The 16899-nt window shown below is 72.2% G+C and carries 14 protein-coding genes; 6 read left to right on the top strand and 8 right to left on the bottom strand.

Going from position 1 to position 16899, the window contains the following annotated elements:
- Positions 1–66: 66 nt before the first annotated feature.
- The 4 genes from PSH03_RS29010 to PSH03_RS28995 form a co-directional block, all read right to left on the bottom strand.
- A complete protein-coding gene (locus PSH03_RS29010) occupies positions 67–1026 on the bottom strand; it encodes a GNAT family N-acetyltransferase (protein ID WP_210784449.1) in 960 nt (319 codons plus the stop codon).
- A 62-nt stretch (positions 1027–1088) separates the two neighbouring features.
- Positions 1089–1823, bottom strand: coding sequence for an SCO6745 family protein (locus PSH03_RS29005; protein ID WP_210784450.1), 735 nt, complete (start codon positions 1821–1823; stop codon positions 1089–1091).
- Between the two features lie 104 nt (positions 1824–1927).
- A complete protein-coding gene (locus tag PSH03_RS29000) occupies positions 1928–2911 on the bottom strand; it encodes a hypothetical protein (RefSeq protein WP_210784451.1) in 984 nt (327 codons plus the stop codon).
- 4 nt (positions 2912–2915) lie between these two features.
- Entirely contained in the window at positions 2916–3548 is a 633-nt protein-coding gene (locus tag PSH03_RS28995; RefSeq protein ID WP_210784452.1) for an MBL fold metallo-hydrolase, read from the bottom strand.
- Between the two features lie 92 nt (positions 3549–3640).
- On the opposite strand from PSH03_RS28995, the gene PSH03_RS28990 reads away from it, so the two are divergent.
- Positions 3641–4603: a DUF4349 domain-containing protein gene (locus PSH03_RS28990; protein WP_210784453.1), complete on the top strand. Its 963-nt coding sequence runs from the start codon at positions 3641–3643 to the stop codon at positions 4601–4603.
- Here PSH03_RS28990 and PSH03_RS28985 read toward each other — a convergent pair.
- Both PSH03_RS28985 and PSH03_RS28980 read right to left on the bottom strand, forming a co-directional pair.
- Positions 4560–5819 (bottom strand): amidohydrolase, encoded by a 1260-nt coding sequence (locus PSH03_RS28985; protein ID WP_210784454.1) that lies wholly within the window; start codon positions 5817–5819, stop codon positions 4560–4562. The two genes, PSH03_RS28990 and PSH03_RS28985, sit on opposite strands and share 44 nt — an antisense overlap.
- A gap of 479 nt (positions 5820–6298) precedes the next feature.
- Complete coding sequence (locus PSH03_RS28980) at positions 6299–7882, bottom strand: acyl-CoA mutase large subunit family protein (protein WP_238690995.1); 1584 nt, start codon at positions 7880–7882, stop codon at positions 6299–6301.
- A 206-nt stretch (positions 7883–8088) separates the two neighbouring features.
- Here PSH03_RS28980 and PSH03_RS28975 point away from each other — a divergent pair, with 206 nt between their 5' ends.
- Complete coding sequence (locus tag PSH03_RS28975; RefSeq protein WP_210784456.1) at positions 8089–10155, top strand: serine/threonine-protein kinase; 2067 nt, start codon at positions 8089–8091, stop codon at positions 10153–10155.
- A 48-nt stretch (positions 10156–10203) separates the two neighbouring features.
- A complete protein-coding gene (locus tag PSH03_RS28970; protein ID WP_238690994.1) occupies positions 10204–11871 on the top strand; it encodes a phospho-sugar mutase in 1668 nt (555 codons plus the stop codon).
- 130 nt (positions 11872–12001) lie between these two features.
- Here the strand turns inward: PSH03_RS28970 and PSH03_RS28965 are convergent, their stop codons facing one another.
- Positions 12002–12679 carry a GOLPH3/VPS74 family protein gene (locus PSH03_RS28965; protein ID WP_210784458.1) on the bottom strand — a complete coding sequence of 226 codons (678 nt, stop codon included), beginning with the start codon at positions 12677–12679 and terminating at the stop codon, positions 12002–12004.
- Between the two features lie 72 nt (positions 12680–12751).
- Positions 12752–13384, bottom strand: a complete 633-nt coding sequence (upp, locus tag PSH03_RS28960; RefSeq protein WP_210784459.1) for a uracil phosphoribosyltransferase — start codon at positions 13382–13384, stop codon at positions 12752–12754.
- A 133-nt stretch (positions 13385–13517) separates the two neighbouring features.
- Here upp and deoC point away from each other — a divergent pair, with 133 nt between their 5' ends.
- Genes deoC through PSH03_RS28945 form a run of 3 tightly spaced genes read left to right on the top strand, consistent with a single transcriptional unit; the run spans position 13518 to position 16758 of the window.
- The gene (gene deoC, locus PSH03_RS28955) at positions 13518–14477 is read left to right on the top strand and encodes a deoxyribose-phosphate aldolase (RefSeq protein ID WP_210784460.1); all 960 of its coding nucleotides are present in this window, start codon (positions 13518–13520) and stop codon (positions 14475–14477) included.
- A gap of 6 nt (positions 14478–14483) precedes the next feature.
- Complete coding sequence (locus PSH03_RS28950; RefSeq protein WP_238690993.1) at positions 14484–15941, top strand: aldehyde dehydrogenase family protein; 1458 nt, start codon at positions 14484–14486, stop codon at positions 15939–15941.
- Positions 15934–16758 carry an aldehyde dehydrogenase family protein gene (locus PSH03_RS28945; protein WP_238690992.1) on the top strand — a complete coding sequence of 275 codons (825 nt, stop codon included), beginning with the start codon at positions 15934–15936 and terminating at the stop codon, positions 16756–16758. Before PSH03_RS28950 ends, PSH03_RS28945 begins: the two co-directional genes overlap by 8 nt.
- The last annotated feature ends 141 nt before the right edge of the window (positions 16759–16899 follow it).

Here is a 16899-nt window from a genome sequence, read left to right as displayed (position 1 = left end):
TCGCACCCCTCCAGTGTGCTACCGCTGTCGAGCGGAGCGCCGGGCGGGCCGGGCCGGGGTCGTCAATCACACACCGGCCGCCGGAACGGAAAGCTCGTACATGTCGGCCCACAGGGTTTCCCGCAGGCCCACCGACTCGTACAGCGACAGCGGGGCGGTCGGGTTGGTGAGGTCGACGCCCAGGCCGACCGTCCGCCGCCCCTTCTCGGCGTAGCGGGCGAAGGCGCGGCGCAGCAACGCCGCACCCACACCCCTGCGCCGGTACGCGGACAGCACCGACAAACTCTTCACCCAGCCCTGCTGCTGGTCGACCGCCTGGTCCGAGGACCGCAACGCGCCGACCGGCACCCCGTCCACCTCGGCGACGAACCACTCGTCCCAGGCGGTCAGGTCACCGATCCGGGCCCGCCACCGCTCGTACGACAGCGGCTCGTGATCGGCGGTGTCGGCGAAGGCGGTATCGGTGATCCGGTGGAACTCCCGCAGGTCGGCCTCGTCGTCCGGGCGGACCTGCCGCACCGTCACTGCCGATGGACCGGCCGGCTCGTCGGGCAGGTCGTCCAGCGGCCCGCTCATCCGGACGTACCTCTTTACGAGAGTGAACCCGACCTCGCGCAGGGTTCGTTCCCAGTCGCGTTCCGGCGCGAAGACCGCGCAACGGACGGTGAGCGATGGCAGCCCTCGCTCGGCGGCGCGCTCGGCGACCCGGTCCAGTTGGCGGAGCAGCAACGGCGCGCGGACGACGGCGGCCCGTACCGGGTCGACGTAGACCTCCACGAACTCCCGGCCCACAGCGGTCGGGTTGTCCACGGTCGCCCAGCCGACCACCGTGTCGTCCGGGTCGATGGCCAGCCAGGAGTCCCGGGTCGGGTCGAAGTGAGGGGCGGTCAGCGACGCCACGACGTCCTCGGCGTCGAAGTCGGGATGGCCGAGGGCGAAGGTGTCGGCGGCGTGCACCACCGCGAGGATCGCCGGCACGTCGTCGAGGGTGGGTCGGCGCGTCGTCCAACCAGCGGGAAGGGTCACGGCAGGACATCCTGGCAGCCGATCCGCTCCGGCGCCGCCCATTTTTCCGGCCGACGGGAAGCTCAGCCGAGGTCGGCCCGGGTGCGGTGCAGCAACTCCACCAACTCCGCGCCGTCGGCGGGCCCGAGGGCAGTGAACGCCGGCGCGGCCAGCCGGTTGGTCACCGCCTCCGCCCAGAGTCGGCGGCGCACCAGCGGCCCGATCGGCGGGTACGGCGGCGACCAGCCACAGGCCACCGCCCCGGCCTCGCCCTCCGGCCCGGCCAGCACGGCCTCCAGCGGGGTCATCCCGGCGGCGCGTACCGCCAGCAGGTAGGCGCCGGTGAAGTGTTCGCGGAGCAGCCGCAGCCCGGCGGCGCTGCGAGCCCCGGGCGAGAGATCCGGAAGCGGCATGGCCCGCCATGCGGCGAAGAGCGGCATCCCACTGGCCTCCGCCGCCACCACGGCCCGCTCGACGAGCGCCGACAGGCGCTCGGTGCCTGGCAGGGGGCCGAGCTGCTGCGCCCCCCACCGGCAGCATTCGGCGAGGCTCGCGGCGGCCACCTCGAACGGCGGGACGACCCGAGCGGCGGCGTCCCAGCCGTCGGCGACCGCGTCCGGGGCGATGAACCCGAGGGCTGCGGCGGCCGTCTCGGCCCGCACACCGCCGAGCGCGCCGGCCCGGCCGCTGATGTAGAAGGCCCAGCCGGAGATGCCGAGCAGTCGGGCCCGGCGCAACGTGGTCGGGTCCCGGCTGAAGGCGTCGCCCAGGTCGAGCACGACGGGCTTACTGGCGGCCGCGACCTGCTCCGGAGTCACCGCGCCGCCCCGCTCGGGCAACTCGACCGGGCGACCACGACCACGCCCGAACCCGGTGCCACTCGCCGTGTACGGCCCGCACACTCGTCGTCGTCCATCGATGGTCAGTCTGCCGCGCCACCGCCCGCGTCCGCATTCCCCTCTTCGGCCGCCAGTGCCTCGACCGCCGCCTCGACCTCACCGGCGCGCCGCCGGGCCACTGTGACCGCCCGCTCGGCGGCACGCCGGGCCAGCTTGGCCCGGCTGAGGTCCTGTTCGGCGACCGCGCGCCGCCGCTCCAGCTCGGCCAGCTCGGCCTCAAGGCGATCGAGTACGGCCGCACCGTCGCGCTCCAGCCCGGTCGCCTCGGTCAGCTCGGTCTCGGCCCGCTCCTGGTCGGCCTGGGCCTTCGCCAACTCCCGGTCCAGGGCGCGGCGCTGTCGGGCCCGCTCGGCTCGGGCCGCCCGCTGTGCGGCTCGTTCGGCCTGCTCGGCACGCTCGGCCGCCCGGTCCGTACGGGGTGCCGCCTCGGGACGGCCCCGTTGGGGGCCGGGTCGGCGGGCCGGGCGCTCCTCTTCGCGCTCCTCGTCATCGTCGGTGACCAGCCGCAGTTGCGGCCGTGGCACCTCACCGAAGCCGGCGTAGCTGGCCGCCCGCAGCAGGCGGCCCGCCCGCACCTGCTCGGCGACTTCGACGTCGGAGAACGCCGCGTTCAGCGTCGCCTCCACCTCGGCCAGGGGCAGCCGGCTCGCCGGTGGCGCGTCCGGCTCGGCCGCGGCGAGCTTGCGAACCTCGGCGACCAGGGCGCCGACCACCGCCCGGCGCTGCGCGGACAGCTCCCGTAGTCGGGGCCCACGCAACTCCCGCTGGGCGACTCGCAGGGCGTCGGCGAGCTGCACCAGATCGGCGACCAGCTCCGGGCGTCGGATGGCGAGCAGGTTCACCAACCAGGCGGACAGTGTCGGACGACGCAGCCGGGCCAGTTGCCGGGCGGTGGCCGGGTCGCCGGCCCGGCGGGCCTCGGCCACGGCGGCGTCCCGGGCGGCCACGAAACGGTCCGGTGGGGTGCGGTAGAGCTGCTGCACCAGCTCCGCGGAGAGGCCGGGCATCGGGTCAGACGTCCACCCGGCTACCGGGCTCCAGTCGCTGGTATTCGGTGCCGGACAGCGCTGCGTACTGCCGGTCGAGCATGTCCAGCCCGTTGTCGTTGAGCAACGCGTCGTGCAGGGCGTAGGTGCGCCGCGGTGCGACCGCGCGGATGAAGTCGACCACCTGGGAGAACTTCGACCAGGGCGCGTGGATCGGCGCGAAGAGCGTGTCGACGGGTGTCTCGTCGGGCACCACGAGGGAGTCTCCCGGGTGGTAGACCACGTCGTTGATCAGGTAACCGAGGTTGTCGATCACCGGGATGTCCGGGTGGATCACGGCGTGCCGCCCGCCGTACGCGCGCACCGCGACCCCGGCGGCGGTGAACGACTCGCCGACGTCGACCGGGCGCAGCACGTCGGCCGCGTCGCCCAGGGGCTCGCCGAGCGAGGCGGGCCCGTGGATCGGGAACGGCTGTCGGTCGAGTTGGAGGCGCAGCGCTTCCAGATCGAGGTGGTCGGGGTGTTCGTGAGTGATCAGCACCGCGTCCGCACCATCCAGCGCCTCCGCGGCGTCACCGAACACCCCGGGGTCGACGACGAGCACGCCCCCGTCGTGTTCCACCCGGAGGCAGGAGTGGGCGTACTTGGTGAGCCGCATCGTGACTCCTCGATTATCGAATCGTGACGTCCTCAGCGCAGTCTGCCGGAACCAGCCGGTGTGCGCGTCGCGTCCGAGCTATCGCCACACGGTTGACGACGATGGGAGCGGGGATGGACGGACAGGTGGGACGACGCCGCAGTGCGCTGCTGGCGGCGACGACACTGGCGGCGGCCCTGGCGCTGACGGGGTGCGGTGCCGGCGACAGCGGGGCGCAGGACAGCGCGGGCACGGCGGCCGAGGCGCCAGCGGCCAACGGCGGCGAGGCGGGCCGGGACGCCGCCGCGGGCGCGCCGGAGGGGGCCGGTGCGGGCGCACCGGACCTACGGGTCGACCAGCGGGCGATCATCTACACCGGAAGGATGCGGGTGCAGGTGGACGATGTGGACTCCGCCGCCCGCGAGGCCACCGCCGTAGCCAGCCAGGCCGGCGGCTTCGTCGGCGGCGACCAGCGGCGTAGTGCCGACGCCGACGCGGTGGCGGAGTTGGAGCTGCGGGTGCCGGCGGCGAAGTTCACCGGCGTGGTGGAGGAGATCGCGAAGCTCGGTCGGCAGCAGAGCCGGCAGATCGACACTCAGGACGTCACCGAGGAGACAGTCGACCTGGAGGCCCGGATCACCAGTCAGCGGGCCCGGGTGGAGAGCGCCCGCCGATTGCTGTCCCGGGCCACCTCGATCACCGACCTGGTGTCGCTGGAGAACGAGTTGGGTCGCCGGGAGGCCGACCTGGCCTCGCTGGAGGCCAAGAAGCGGCGCCTGGCCGACCTGACCGCCCTCTCCACGATCACCGTGTCGCTGGCCGGGCCGGCGGCGAAGGACACCGAGGAAGAGGCCGAGACCGGCTTCCTGGTCGGGCTCAAGGGCGGCTGGAAGGCGTTCGTCGTCTCGATGACCGTCCTGCTCACGGTGCTGGGCGCGTTGCTGCCGTGGCTGGTGGCGCTGGGCGTACCGCTGGTGGCGCTGCTGGTGGTGCTGCGCCGACGGCGCAAGTCCCCGGCTCTGGTCGCGCCGGTCAGCGCGCCGCCGCCAGTGCCCGCAACGCGGTCTGCACCATGACGCGGACGCCGACCGCGATGGACCGCTCGTCCACGTCGAAGCTCGCCCGGTGCAGGTCGACGTTGGGGCCGGAGCGACCCACGCCGAGCCGGGCGAGGGCGCCGGGGACGTACTCCAGGTACCAGGAGAAGTCCTCGCCGCCCATGCTCTGCGGTGTCTCGGCGATCCCGTCCGGGCCGAGGGCGGCGGCGGTGGCGGCGGTCAGCACCTGGATGGCGCGGGCGTCGTTGCACACCGGCGGCCGGCCGCGCAGGTATTCCAGGTCGACAGTGGCACCGGTCGGCGCGATCACGTCCCGCACCACCTGAGCGACGATCTTGGGAGCCTGCTCCCAGGTGTCGCGGTCCATCACCCGGAGGGTGCCGGACGCGCTCGCCTCGGACGGGATGACGTTGTAGCGGGTGCCGGCCGAGGCGTGGCCGAAGACCAGCAGCAGGCCGCTGTTGGCCGGCACCCGGCGACTGACCAGGGCCGGCACCTCGGTGATCAGCCGACCGAGCGCGTCGACCATGTCGACGGTCAGGTGCGGGCGGGCGGTGTGCCCGCCCGGGCCGGAGAGTCGGACGGTCACGTTGTCGGCGGCTGCGGTGATCGGGCCGACCCGCAGGCCGACCTGGCCCACCGGCAGGTTCGGGTCGCAGTGCAGCGCGAAGATCTGCACCACGTCGTCCAGGCCGCCGGCCTCGATGACCTCCAGCGAACCGCAGGGCAGGATCTCCTCGGCCGGCTGGAAGATGAGCCGGACCCGACCGTCCAGCTCACCGAGGTCGGCGAGTTGGGCCAGCAGCATGCCGACGCCGAGCAGGACCGAGGTGTGCACGTCGTGCCCGCAGGCGTGGCAGACGCCCTCCACCGTCGACCGGTACGGGACGTCCTTGGGATCGTCCAGCGGCAGGGCGTCGATGTCGGCGCGCAGCGCCACGACCGGGCCGTCCGGCCTGCCGTTGACGTCGCAGATCACGCCGTTGCCCTTGGGCAGCAGGCGCGGGTTCAGCCCGGCCAGCGACAGCTCCCGGGCGATCAGCGCGGCCGTCTCGAACTCGTTGCCGGAAAGCTCCGGGTGCGAGTGGAGGTGACGGCGCGTAGCGATCAGCCCCGGTACCCGGAGCGCGAGAAGGTGGTCCAGCTCGCGGGGCAGGGGCTGGGATCCCGGTGGCGTCTCCGGCCAGGACGACGCCAGCTGGCCGCCTGTGGGCAGCGTCAACGCACTCGTCACGTCGAATTCTCGATCACTAGGAATGGATGGATCATCGGGGACAGCAGACAGCCTAGACCTCCGACGGTGACGCTGCGCAACCTCGTTACGGTAATGATCGGACCGCGCAGAGTCACGTATGCCCTGCTGGGGGCGCTCGTCAAGGCGGGGGACAGCAGGTAGATCACGGTCAAACGCCGTCATCAGCCCCTCACCTCCTACAACGCGTAACCGATCGCGGCGGTCACGAATCCCGGCGCCAGTCGGAACCCCGTTGCCAAATTGTCGCATTAGTCGGGGTGATGAACTGACACTCCGACAATTAGCCGACCACACACCGCAACGAGCCGGATAAGGACGCTCACACGCAGCCACCCACCGTGGGCGCACACGGTGTGCGTTCCGACTCAAGCGACCGGATACCCGCTGAGAGCGCCGGACACACCGCGCTCCGAGGCCGCAGTGGCGGCCGGGCGCTCAGCCGCAGTCGCGGCCGGCGCTCAGAATCGGTCGGTGGGTCGGTACAACCCCCACACCTCACGCAACGTCCCACAGACCTCACCCACAGTCGCGTGGGCCCGCAACGCCTCCTTCATCGGGTACAACACGTTCTCCGTACCCTCGGCGGCGGCCCGAAGATCGGCGAGCGCCCGCGTGACCGCGTCGGCGTCCCGCTCGGAGCGCAGCCGGGCCAGCCGGTCGGCCTGGGCCGCCTCGATCGTCGGGTCGACCCGCAGCGGCTCGTACGGCTCCTCCTCGTCCACGGTGAACCGGTTGAGCCCGACCACCACCCGTTCCCCCGAGTCGATCTCCTGGGCGATCCGGTACGCGGACTGCTCGATCTCCCGCTTCTGGAACCCGGCCTCGATCGCGTCCACCGCCGAGCCGTGGTCGGCCACCCGCTCCATCAACTCGACGGCGGCGGCCTCGATCTCGGCGGTCATCGCCTCCACCACGTACGACCCCGCGAACGGGTCGACGGTGGCGGTCAGGTCCGTCTCGTAGGCAAGCACCTGCTGGGTACGCAGCGCGAGCCGGGCGGCCTTCTCGGTGGGCAGCGCGATCGCCTCGTCGAAGCTGTTGGTGTGCAGCGACTGGGTGCCGCCGAGCACGGCACCCAGACCCTGCACCGCCACCCGAACCAGGTTCACCTCCGGCTGCTGGGCGGTGAGCTGCACGCCAGCGGTCTGGGTGTGGAACCGCAGCATCATCGACTTCGGATCCTTGGCGCCGAAGTCGTCCCGCATCAGCCGGGCCCAGATCCGCCGGGCGGCACGGAACTTCGCCACCTCCTCCAGCAGCGTGGTGCGGGCCACGAAGAAGAACGACAGCCGGGGCGCGAAGTCGTCGACGGCGAGCCCGGCGGCCAGCGCCGCCCGTACGTACTCCACCCCGTTGGCCAGCGTGAACGCGATCTCCTGCGCGGGCGTCGCGCCGGCCTCCGCCATGTGGTAGCCGGAGATGGAGATGGTGTTCCACTTCGGCACCTCGCTGCGGCAGTACGCGAACGTGTCGGCCACCAGGCGCAGCGACGGCTTCGGCGGGAAGATGTACGTCCCCCGGGCGATGTACTCCTTGAGGATGTCGTTCTGGATGGTGCCGTTGAGCGCCGTGCCCGGCACCCCGTTCTCCTCGGCGACGAGTTGGTAGAGCAACAGCAGCACCGAGCCGGGCGCGTTGATGGTCATCGAGGTGGACACCTTGTCCAGTGGGATGTCGGCGAAGAGCAGCCGCATGTCCTCGATGGAGTCGATGGCGACACCCACCTTGCCGACCTCACCGTGCGCGATCGGCTCGTCCGAGTCGTAGCCCATCTGCGTCGGCAGGTCGAACGCGACCGAGAGGCCCATCGTGCCGGCCCGCAACAACTGGTGGTACCGCGCGTTGGACTCGGTGGCGGTGCCGAAGCCGGCGTACTGGCGCATGGTCCACGGGCGGGAGGTGTACATGGTGGGGTAGACACCCCGGGTGTACGGGAACTCGCCCGGGCTGCCGAGCCGGGAGTCCAGGTCCTCCGGAAGGTCGGCCTCCGTGTAGACGCCGTTGATCTGGAAACCGGACTCACTTGACCGCCGTTGGTTCATCCCCGGATGGTAGGACGCCTGGCCACGTGGTCGGGTGAGGGATACCGCACAGTGCGTCCCGACCGGTCGACACCACGTGAACGACAGGGCACGTTCTGTCGACTTCGATAAACGTCCGCCGCGTCGGCTTTCGCATCGGGCGTCGGAACCAGCAAGATAGGGGGGTTGTGTCCCAGCCCCCCTCGATTTCCCCCGGTGGCTTTTCTGTGACTCAGATCCCGACGTGGAGCGGCGGACCAGTTAGTCCCGCCAATGGACGAGCGGCGCCCGGCACCACCATTGGTGGCCGGTACTCGCTGCGGTCCTCGGTGGGCAACGGCGGCATGGGCACGGTGTGGCGCGCCACAGACACCCTGCTGCGCCGTGACGTGGCGGTGAAGGAGGTCGTCCTGCCCCCGGGGCTGGCCCCCAGTGACCGCGACGCGATGTACGAACGCACCCTGCGCGAGGCCCGCGCCGCCGCCGCCATCCAGCACCCCGCTGTGGTGCAGGTGTACGACGTGGTCACCGAGGCCGGCCGGCCGTGGATCGTGATGGAGCTGCTGGACGCCCGCAGCCTCGCCGACATGGTGATCGAGGACGGGCCGGTCGCGCCCCGCGCCGTCGCCAAGATCGGCATCGCACTGCTCGGCGCGTTGGAGGTCGCGCACGCGATCGGCGTGCTGCACCGCGACGTCAAGCCCGCAAACGTGCTGATCTGCACCGACGGGCGCTGCGTGCTGACCGACTTCGGGGTCGCCCGGATGCCCACCGACGTGCAGCTCACCACCCCCGGCATGGTGCTCGGCTCGCCGCACTTCATCTCACCCGAGCGGGCCATGGGCCAGGAGTTCGGCCCGCCCAGTGACCTCTTCTCGCTGGGTGTGACGCTCTACACCGCGGTCGAGGGGCGGCCCCCGTTCGACAAGGGCGACCCGATCGAGACCATGCACGCCGTGGTGGAGGACCCGCCCGCCCCACCGCAGCGCAGCGGCCCGCTGACCCGGGTGTTGATGGGTCTGCTCGAGAAGGACCCGGCGCGCCGACTCGACGTGCACACCTCCCGGGCCATGCTGCGCGAGTTGCTCGCCGGCCCGCTGGGCAGCACGGCGACGGCCGTGCACTCGGTCACCGACCCGTACGCCGTGGTGCCGGTGCAGCAGCGCCCCATCCCCGTCCTCCCGCCGGCTCAGCCGCAGCCGAAGCCGGACAGCCAGATCGGTGGCCCGGCGATGCTGGCCCCGGGTGAGTCCCTGACCGACCGGCTGGCCTCGCTGCGCCGGGGCGAGCGCCCGCCGGCAGCTCGCGCGGCCGGCACCACCGGTGGGCTCGACGAGACCAGCGCCGACGCGTTGGCCGGTCCGCTGCACACGCCGACCGGCGCGATGCCGCCTCCCGGCCGACCGGCGCCCGGGCGCACCTACGGCGGCAACGCGGACGCCACCCAGCGGGTGGACGCCGGCGGGCACCCCGACACCACCCAGCGGGTCAGCTACGGCAGCCCGGCCGACGCCACCCAGCAGGTCGGGTACGGCGCCGCGGCACCGGAGGCCACCCAGCGCGTCGGCGGCACCTACGGCGGCGGCAACCAGTGGTCGGTGCCGGGCACCGGCCAGCCCTGGGCCACCACGCCCGCCGCCTCGGGTGGCAGCGCGCTGGACAAGGTCCGGGCCACCGGTGGTCAGCTCGTCACCACTGTCAAGGGCTGGCCGCGCAAGGTGCAGCTCGCCGCGGCCGGCGGGCTGGTCGTCGTGCTGCTGATCACCGCGGTGGCGCTCTCCGGCGGCGAGGACGCCCCGCCGAGCACCCCGGCCGCGCAGCCCACCACGTCCGCCCCGGCGGCCCCCACTGTCGAGATGCAGGAGCACACGGCCCGCGGGATCCAGGTCATGGTGCCGAAGGGCTGGAAGAAGGCCACCGGCGGCTCGTACACCGACTACATCGACCCGGCGGACAGCGGCCGCAAGGTCCGCATCATCACCGAGAAGTGGAGCAGCAGCTCCGTCCGGTGGGCCGAGACGGCCGAGAACGGCCTCAAGACCCGGAGCACCTCCTGCGTCAAGCCGTACAACCAGGTCTCCTCCACCGAGACCGAACTGGCCAGCAAGCCGGCAGCCGAATTCGAGTACACCTGCGGCGCGGGTGACGCGATGCGGCACGGCGTCTGGCGGGGCGTCGCCCAGGACGGCAAGGCGTACTCGTTCTACCTCACCGCCACGGACGCCAAGTTCGCGGAGAGCAAGCCGATCTTCGACGAGATGACACGGACGTTCCAGCTCACCGGGAACGGCTGAGCCGGAGGGAACCCACAGGGATGATCCGTCGCCGTGCTATCAAGGGGCATGGCGGCGGACACCACTGACATCGACGACATTCGCGAGCAAGCCCGGCGTTGGCTGGCCGACGACCCCGACCCGGCCAGCCGGGACGAGCTGACGGCGGTGCTCGACGGGCTTCCGGCGAGCGCCCCGGAGCTGGCCGACCGGTTCGCCGGCCCGTTGACCTTCGGCACGGCGGGCCTACGCGGCCCGCTGCGCGCCGGCCCGAACGGCATGAACCTCGCAGTGGTCACCCAGGCCGCTGCCGGCCTGGTCACCTGGCTCGCGGCCCAGGGTGGCACCGGCCCGCTGGTGATCGGGTACGACGCCCGGCACGGCTCCCGACAGTTCGCCGAGCGCACCGCCCAGGTGGCCACCGGCGCTGGCCGCCCGGCGCTGCTGCTGCCCAGCCCGCTGCCCACCCCGGTGCTGGCGTACGCCGTGCGACACCTCGGCGGTGTCGCCGGAGTGATGGTCACGGCCAGCCACAACCCGCCGCAGGACAACGGCTACAAGGTCTACCTCGGCGCGGAGCTGGGCGGCGAGTTGGGCGCCGGCGCGCAGATCGTGCCGCCCGCCGACGCCGGTATCGAGGCCGCCATCCGATCGGTCGGGCCGCTGGCCCAGGTGCCGTTGGGCGAGCCCGGTCAGGTGCTCGGCGACGACCTGGTCGCCTCATACGTCGAACGGGCCACCGCGGTGATCGACCCGGACGGGCCACGGGACCTGACGGTGGCGTACACCCCGCTGCACGGGGTGGGCGCGGCGGTGCTCACCGCCGCCTTCGCCCGCGCGGGCTTTCCGACCCCCGGGGTGGTGCCCGACCAGGCCGAGCCGGACCCGGCGTTCCCCACCGTGTCGTTCCCCAACCCGGAGGAGCCGGGTGCGGTGGACCGGCTGATCGCCCTGGCCGACTCCACCGGCGCGGACCTCGCCATCGCCAACGACCCGGACGCCGACCGTTGTGCCGTGGTCGTCCGCGACGACAGCGAAGGCTGGCGAATGCTGCGGGGCGACGAGGTGGGTGTCCTGCTCGCCGATCACCTGATGCGCCGGGGGGCGACCGGGCTCTACGCCACCACCATCGTGTCGTCGTCACTGCTACGGGCAATGTGCGCGGCTCGGGGCCTGCCCTACGACGAGACGCTGACCGGCTTCAAGTGGATCGTGCGGGCCGGCGGCGGAAGCGCGCCGCTGGTCTTCGGCTACGAGGAGGCGCTCGGCTACTGCGTCGCCCCGGAACACGTCCGGGACAAGGACGGCATCACCGCCGCGCTGACAGTGGCCGAGTTGGCCGCCGGGCTGAAGGCGCGAGGTCGTACGCTGACCGACCGGCTGGACGAGCTGGCCGCCGAGTTCGGCGTACACCACACCGACCAACTTTCCGCCCGGGTGGACGACCTGCGGGTCATCTCCGACGCGATGGCCCGGATCCGGGCAGCCACCCCGGCCACACTGCTCGGGCAGCCGGTGGACAGCGTCCGGGACCTGCTGCCCGAGTCGGACGTGGTGATCCTGCGGACCGCGGTGGCCCGGGTGGTGATCCGCCCGTCCGGGACCGAGCCGAAGCTCAAGGCGTACCTCGAGGTGGTGGAACCGGTCGTGGAGGGTGACGTCCGGACGGCCCGCAGCAGGGCGGCGTCGGCCGTCGCCGCGCTCCGCGCCGAGGTCAGCGCAGCCCTTGGCATCTGAACCCCGCAGCACCCACCCAGGACAGATCCGTCCTTTGCTCTGCACCCGCGGAAGCGCCATCCAGTTGTAGGCCGGTGGCGCCTGGGCGGGTGCAGAGCAAGGGGCGCGTCGAGCGGGGTCGGCCCGACGGTCAGCGGCGCGGGCCGAGGGCCTGGTCGACGGCCTTGGCCAGGGCGGCGACGACCAGGCCGACCGACGGGCGGACCACCGAGTCGTCGGTGCTCACCTCGCCGGAGAATCCGGCGCCGGTGGCGATCTCCGTCAGCCGGCGGCGGGCGTCGGCGGCGGCCTCGCCGCTCACCCCGAGCGCGGACTCCATCCGGAGCACCACGACCAGGGTGGCCAGCGCGGCGGTCCGCTCGTCCGGGGCTGCCGCGCCGGTCAGCGCCTCGGCCAGCCGCTGGCGGGTCTCCGCCTCGACGGAGGTGTCCACGACCGGGTAACGGTGCACGTGGATGAAGCCCAGCTCGGTCTCGTCGATGTCCCGGACGACGCCCTGCCGGCACAGGTCGGCGAGGATCCGGTCGCGCAGGCCGTGCCGCAGACGCTGCACCCAGGACGCGGGGGTGTGCGGGGTGTCGGCGGCGATCCGGCTGAGGACATCGTCGCTGAACGGCTCGCCGGTCGGCGTCGGGTCGATCACCGTCAGGGACCCGTCGGCGTACGCGATCCGGCCGGCCAGAGCCAGCTCGACCAGCACCGCGGCGGCCATGCCCAGGTCCAGGCTGATCCGTGGCATGGTCGCCTTGCCGGTCGTGTCGTCGTAGGCGAGGAGCAGCAACTCCTCGGCGAGCGCAACACCAGTCATGGCCGGAGACGGTAGCGGGTCCACGCACCCCGCGCACGGACCCGCCGGACCCGGCACCGACCGGGTGTCCCCTCAGAAGCGGGGCATGCCACCGAACTGGCGGTCGCCGGCGTCGCCGAGGCCGGGGACGATGAACATGCTGTCGTTGAGCCCCTCGTCGATCGAGGCCGTGACCAGGCGCAACGGCAGGCCGGAGCGCTCCAGCCGCTCGATGCCGACCGGGGCGGCGAGCACACAGAGCACTGTGATGTCGGTGCAGCCCCGATCGGCCAGCAGCCGACAGGAGTGCTCCAGCGAACCACCGGTGGCCAGCATCGGGTCCAGCACCAGCACCGGCAGCCCGGCCAGGTCGCGGGGCAGCGACTCCATGTACGCGCGGGGCTCGTAGGTCTCCTCGTCGCGGGCCAGGCCCACGAAACCCATCGAGGACTCGGGCAGCAGGCCCAGCGCGGCGTCCGCCATGCCCAGCCCGGCGCGCAGCACCGGGACCAGCAGCGGCGGGTTGGCCAGCCGGGTGCCCTCGGTGCCGGTGACCGGCGTCTGCACCGGGTACCGCTCGACGGGGAAGGTGCGCGCCGCCTCGTACACCAGCATGGTGGTCAGTTCGTGCAGCGCCGCCCGGAACGTCGAGGAATCGGTGCGCGCGTCCCGCATGGCGGTCAGTCGAGACTGGGCCAGCGGGTGGTCAATGACGTGTACGTCCACGATCGCTCAACCTACCGGTCCGTACCGCGCGGCGGTGCGGGTGCGGTCGGACCAGGGACGCCGCTCACGTCGGCACGTCGTCGAGCGGTCGTGAGCAAGATCACTCAGCGGTCTGGTGCGTAGACTTCTCGGTATGACGGCGACAACGACGTCGGCCCGGTCGGAGCTCTCCGAGCTGGGACGATCCGAGACCGCTCTGCGGACCTTCCTGCACGGCCTGCCCGGCGTGGACCAGGTCGGCGCGGAGCAGCGGGCGGCACAGCTCGGCACCCGCTCCATCAAGACCACCGCCAAGGCCCAGGCGATCGACCTGGCGATCCGGATGGTCGACCTGACCACCCTGGAGGGGGCGGACACCCCGGGCAAGGTGCGCGCGCTCGCCGCGAAGGCCCTGCGTCCGGACCCGGCCGACCCGTCCTGCCCGCACGTCGGCGCGGTCTGCGTCTACCCGGCGATGGTCCCCCACGTGGCGGAGGTGCTGCGCGGAAGTGGCGTGCACCTGGCCAGCGTGGCGACGGCGTTCCCGTCGGGCCAGGCGCCGTTGGAGATCAAGCTGGCCGACACCCGGGCCGCCGTCGCGGCCGGCGCCGACGAGATCGACATGGTGATCAACCGGGGTGCGTTCCTGGCCGGGCGCTACAAGGAGGTCTACGACGAGATCGTGGCCACCAAGGAGGCCTCCGGGGACGCCCACCTCAAGGTGATCCTGGAGACCGGCGAACTGGCCACCTACGACAACGTCCGGCGGGCCTCCTGGCTGGCCATGCTGGCCGGCGGCGACTTCATCAAGACCTCCACCGGCAAGGTCCCGATCGCGGCGACGATGCCGGTGAGCCTGGTGATGCTGGAAGCGGTCCGCGACTTCCGCGAAGCGACCGGACGGCAGGTGGGCGTGAAGCCCGCCGGTGGCATCAAGACCACCAAGGACGCGATCAAGTACCTGGTGATGGTCAACGAGACCGTCGGCCCGGACTGGCTCGACCCGGACTGGTTCCGCTTCGGCGCGTCCAGCCTGCTCAACGACCTGCTGATGCAGCGCACCAAGCTGACGACCGGCACCTACTCCGGTCCCGACTACTTCACCCTGGACTGATAGCCGATGTTCGAATACGCCCCCGCCCCCGAGTCCCGCTCGGTGGTGGACCTCAAACCCTCGTACGGGCTGTTCATCGACGGCACGTTCGTCGACCCGACCGACGGTGACAGCTTCAAGTCGATCAACCCCGCCTCCGAGGAGGTGCTGGCCGAGGTCGCCGAGGCCGGCGCCCAGGACGTGGAACGCGCGGTGCGCGCCGCCCGCAAGGCGTACGACAAGGTCTGGGGCCCGATGCCGGGCCGGGACCGGGCGAAGTACCTGTACCGGATCGCCCGGCTCATCCAGGAGCGCTCCCGCGAGCTGGCCGTCCTGGAATCGCTCGACAACGGTAAGCCGATCCGCGAGTCCCGCGACGTCGACCTGCCGCTGGTCGCCGCGCACTTCTTCTACTACGCGGGCTGGGCCGACAAGCTGGAGCACGCCGGGTTCGGCCAGAGGCCGGCGAGCCAGCACGGCGGGGCGATCCCGCAACCCCTTGGGGTTGCCGCGCAGGTCATCCCGTGGAACTTCCCGCTGCTCATGCTGGCCTGGAAGATCGCCCCGGCGCTCGCCGCGGGCAACACTGTGGTGCTGAAGCCGGCCGAGACCACCCCGCTGACCGCGCTGCTCTTCGCCGAGATCTGCCAGCAGGCCGACCTGCCGGCCGGTGTGGTCAACATCCTCACCGGTGCCGGCGACACCGGCCGCGCGCTGGTCGAGCACCCAGGCGTGGACAAGGTCGCCTTCACCGGCTCCACCGACGTGGGCCGTGCCATCGCCCGGTCGGTCGCCGGCACCAGCAAGAAGCTCACCCTGGAACTGGGCGGCAAGGCCGCCAACATCGTCTTCGACGACGCACCCATCGACCAGGCGGTCGAGGGCATCGTCAACGGCATCTTCTTCAACCAGGGGCACGTCTGCTGCGCCGGCTCCCGACTGCTGGTCCAGGAGAACGTGGCCGACCGGGTGCTGGAGTCGCTGAAGCGACGGATGGCTCAGCTCCGGGTCGGCGACCCGCTGGACAAGAACACCGACGTCGGCGCGATCAACTCGGCCGCCCAGCTGGAGCGGATCCGCGAACTGTCCGACGCCGGCTCGGCCGAGGGCGCCGAGCGCTGGTCACCGCCGTGCGACCTGCCCGACCGGGGCTTCTGGTTCGCGCCGACCATCTTCACCGGCGTCACCCAGGCACACCGGATCGCCCGCGAGGAGATCTTCGGCCCGGTGCTGTCGGTGCTCACATTCCGCACCCCGGCCGAGGCCGTGGAGAAGGCCAACAACACGCCGTACGGGCTGTCGGCCGGGATCTGGACCGACAAGGGTTCCCGGATCCTGTGGATGGCCGACCGGCTGCGCGCCGGCGTGGTCTGGGCCAACACCTTCAACAAGTTCGACCCCACCTCGCCGTTCGGTGGTTACAAGGAGTCGGGCTACGGTCGCGAGGGCGGCCGGCACGGGCTGGAGGGCTACCTCAATGTCTGAGCGGGTCGCGGTACGCAAGACGTACAAGCTCTTCATCGGCGGGAAGTTCCCGCGCAGCGAGTCGGGACGGTCGTATCTCGTGCAGTCCTCGAATGTGTCACTGGCCTCCCGCAAGGACGCCCGGGACGCGGTGGTCGCCGCCCGCGCCGCCGTCAAGGGCTGGGCCGGCGCGACCGCGTACAACCGGGGTCAGATCCTCTACCGGGCCGCCGAGATGCTGGAGGGCCGCCGCGAACAGTTCGTCGCCCTGGGCATCCCCGGCGACGAGGTGGACGCCGCTGTCGACCGCTGGGTCTGGTACGCCGGCTGGGCCGACAAGCTGGCCCAGGTGTACGGCGGCGCCAACCCGGTCGCCGGCCCGTACTTCAACATCTCCGCGCCCGAGCCGACCGGCGTGGTCGCTGTGGTCGCCCCGGAGCGCCCGGCGCTGCTCGGCCTGGTCAGTGTGATCGCCCCGGCGATCGTCAGCGGCAACACGGTGGTGGTGGCGGCCTCCCCGAGCGAGCCGCTGGCGGCGGTGACGCTGGCCGAGGTGCTGGCCACCTCCGACCTGCCCGGCGGTGTGGTCAACATCCTCACCGGCGCGATCACCGAGACCGCGCCGACGCTGGCAGCGCACATGGACGTCAACGCGATCGACCTGACCGGGGTCAGCGACGCCGCGCTCGCCACCGACCTGGAGGTCAAGGCGGCGGAGAACCTCAAGCGGGTGCTCCGACCGGCCCCGGGGAACCACGACTGGACCGCTGACCCAGGGGTGGCGCCGATGACCGCGCTGTTGGAGACGAAGACGGTGTGGCACCCCAAGGGGGTGTGATCGTTTTTGCTCGGCCTTTTGGGTTTTCGGGGGAGGTGTTCGTCGGTCGGGTCAGCTTGCGGGTTCCGCCTCGGGTCGGGTCACCAGGATCCGGGCGGGCCCGGGTTGGGTGGCGCGGGTGGGTGGGGGGTCTACTACCGG

The organism is Micromonospora salmantinae (assembly GCF_022230905.1).
GTDB lineage: Bacteria > Actinomycetota > Actinomycetes > Mycobacteriales > Micromonosporaceae > Micromonospora > Micromonospora salmantinae.
Note: the sequence above shows the minus strand (reverse complement) of the source record. Positions and strands in the feature narration are given on the sequence as shown.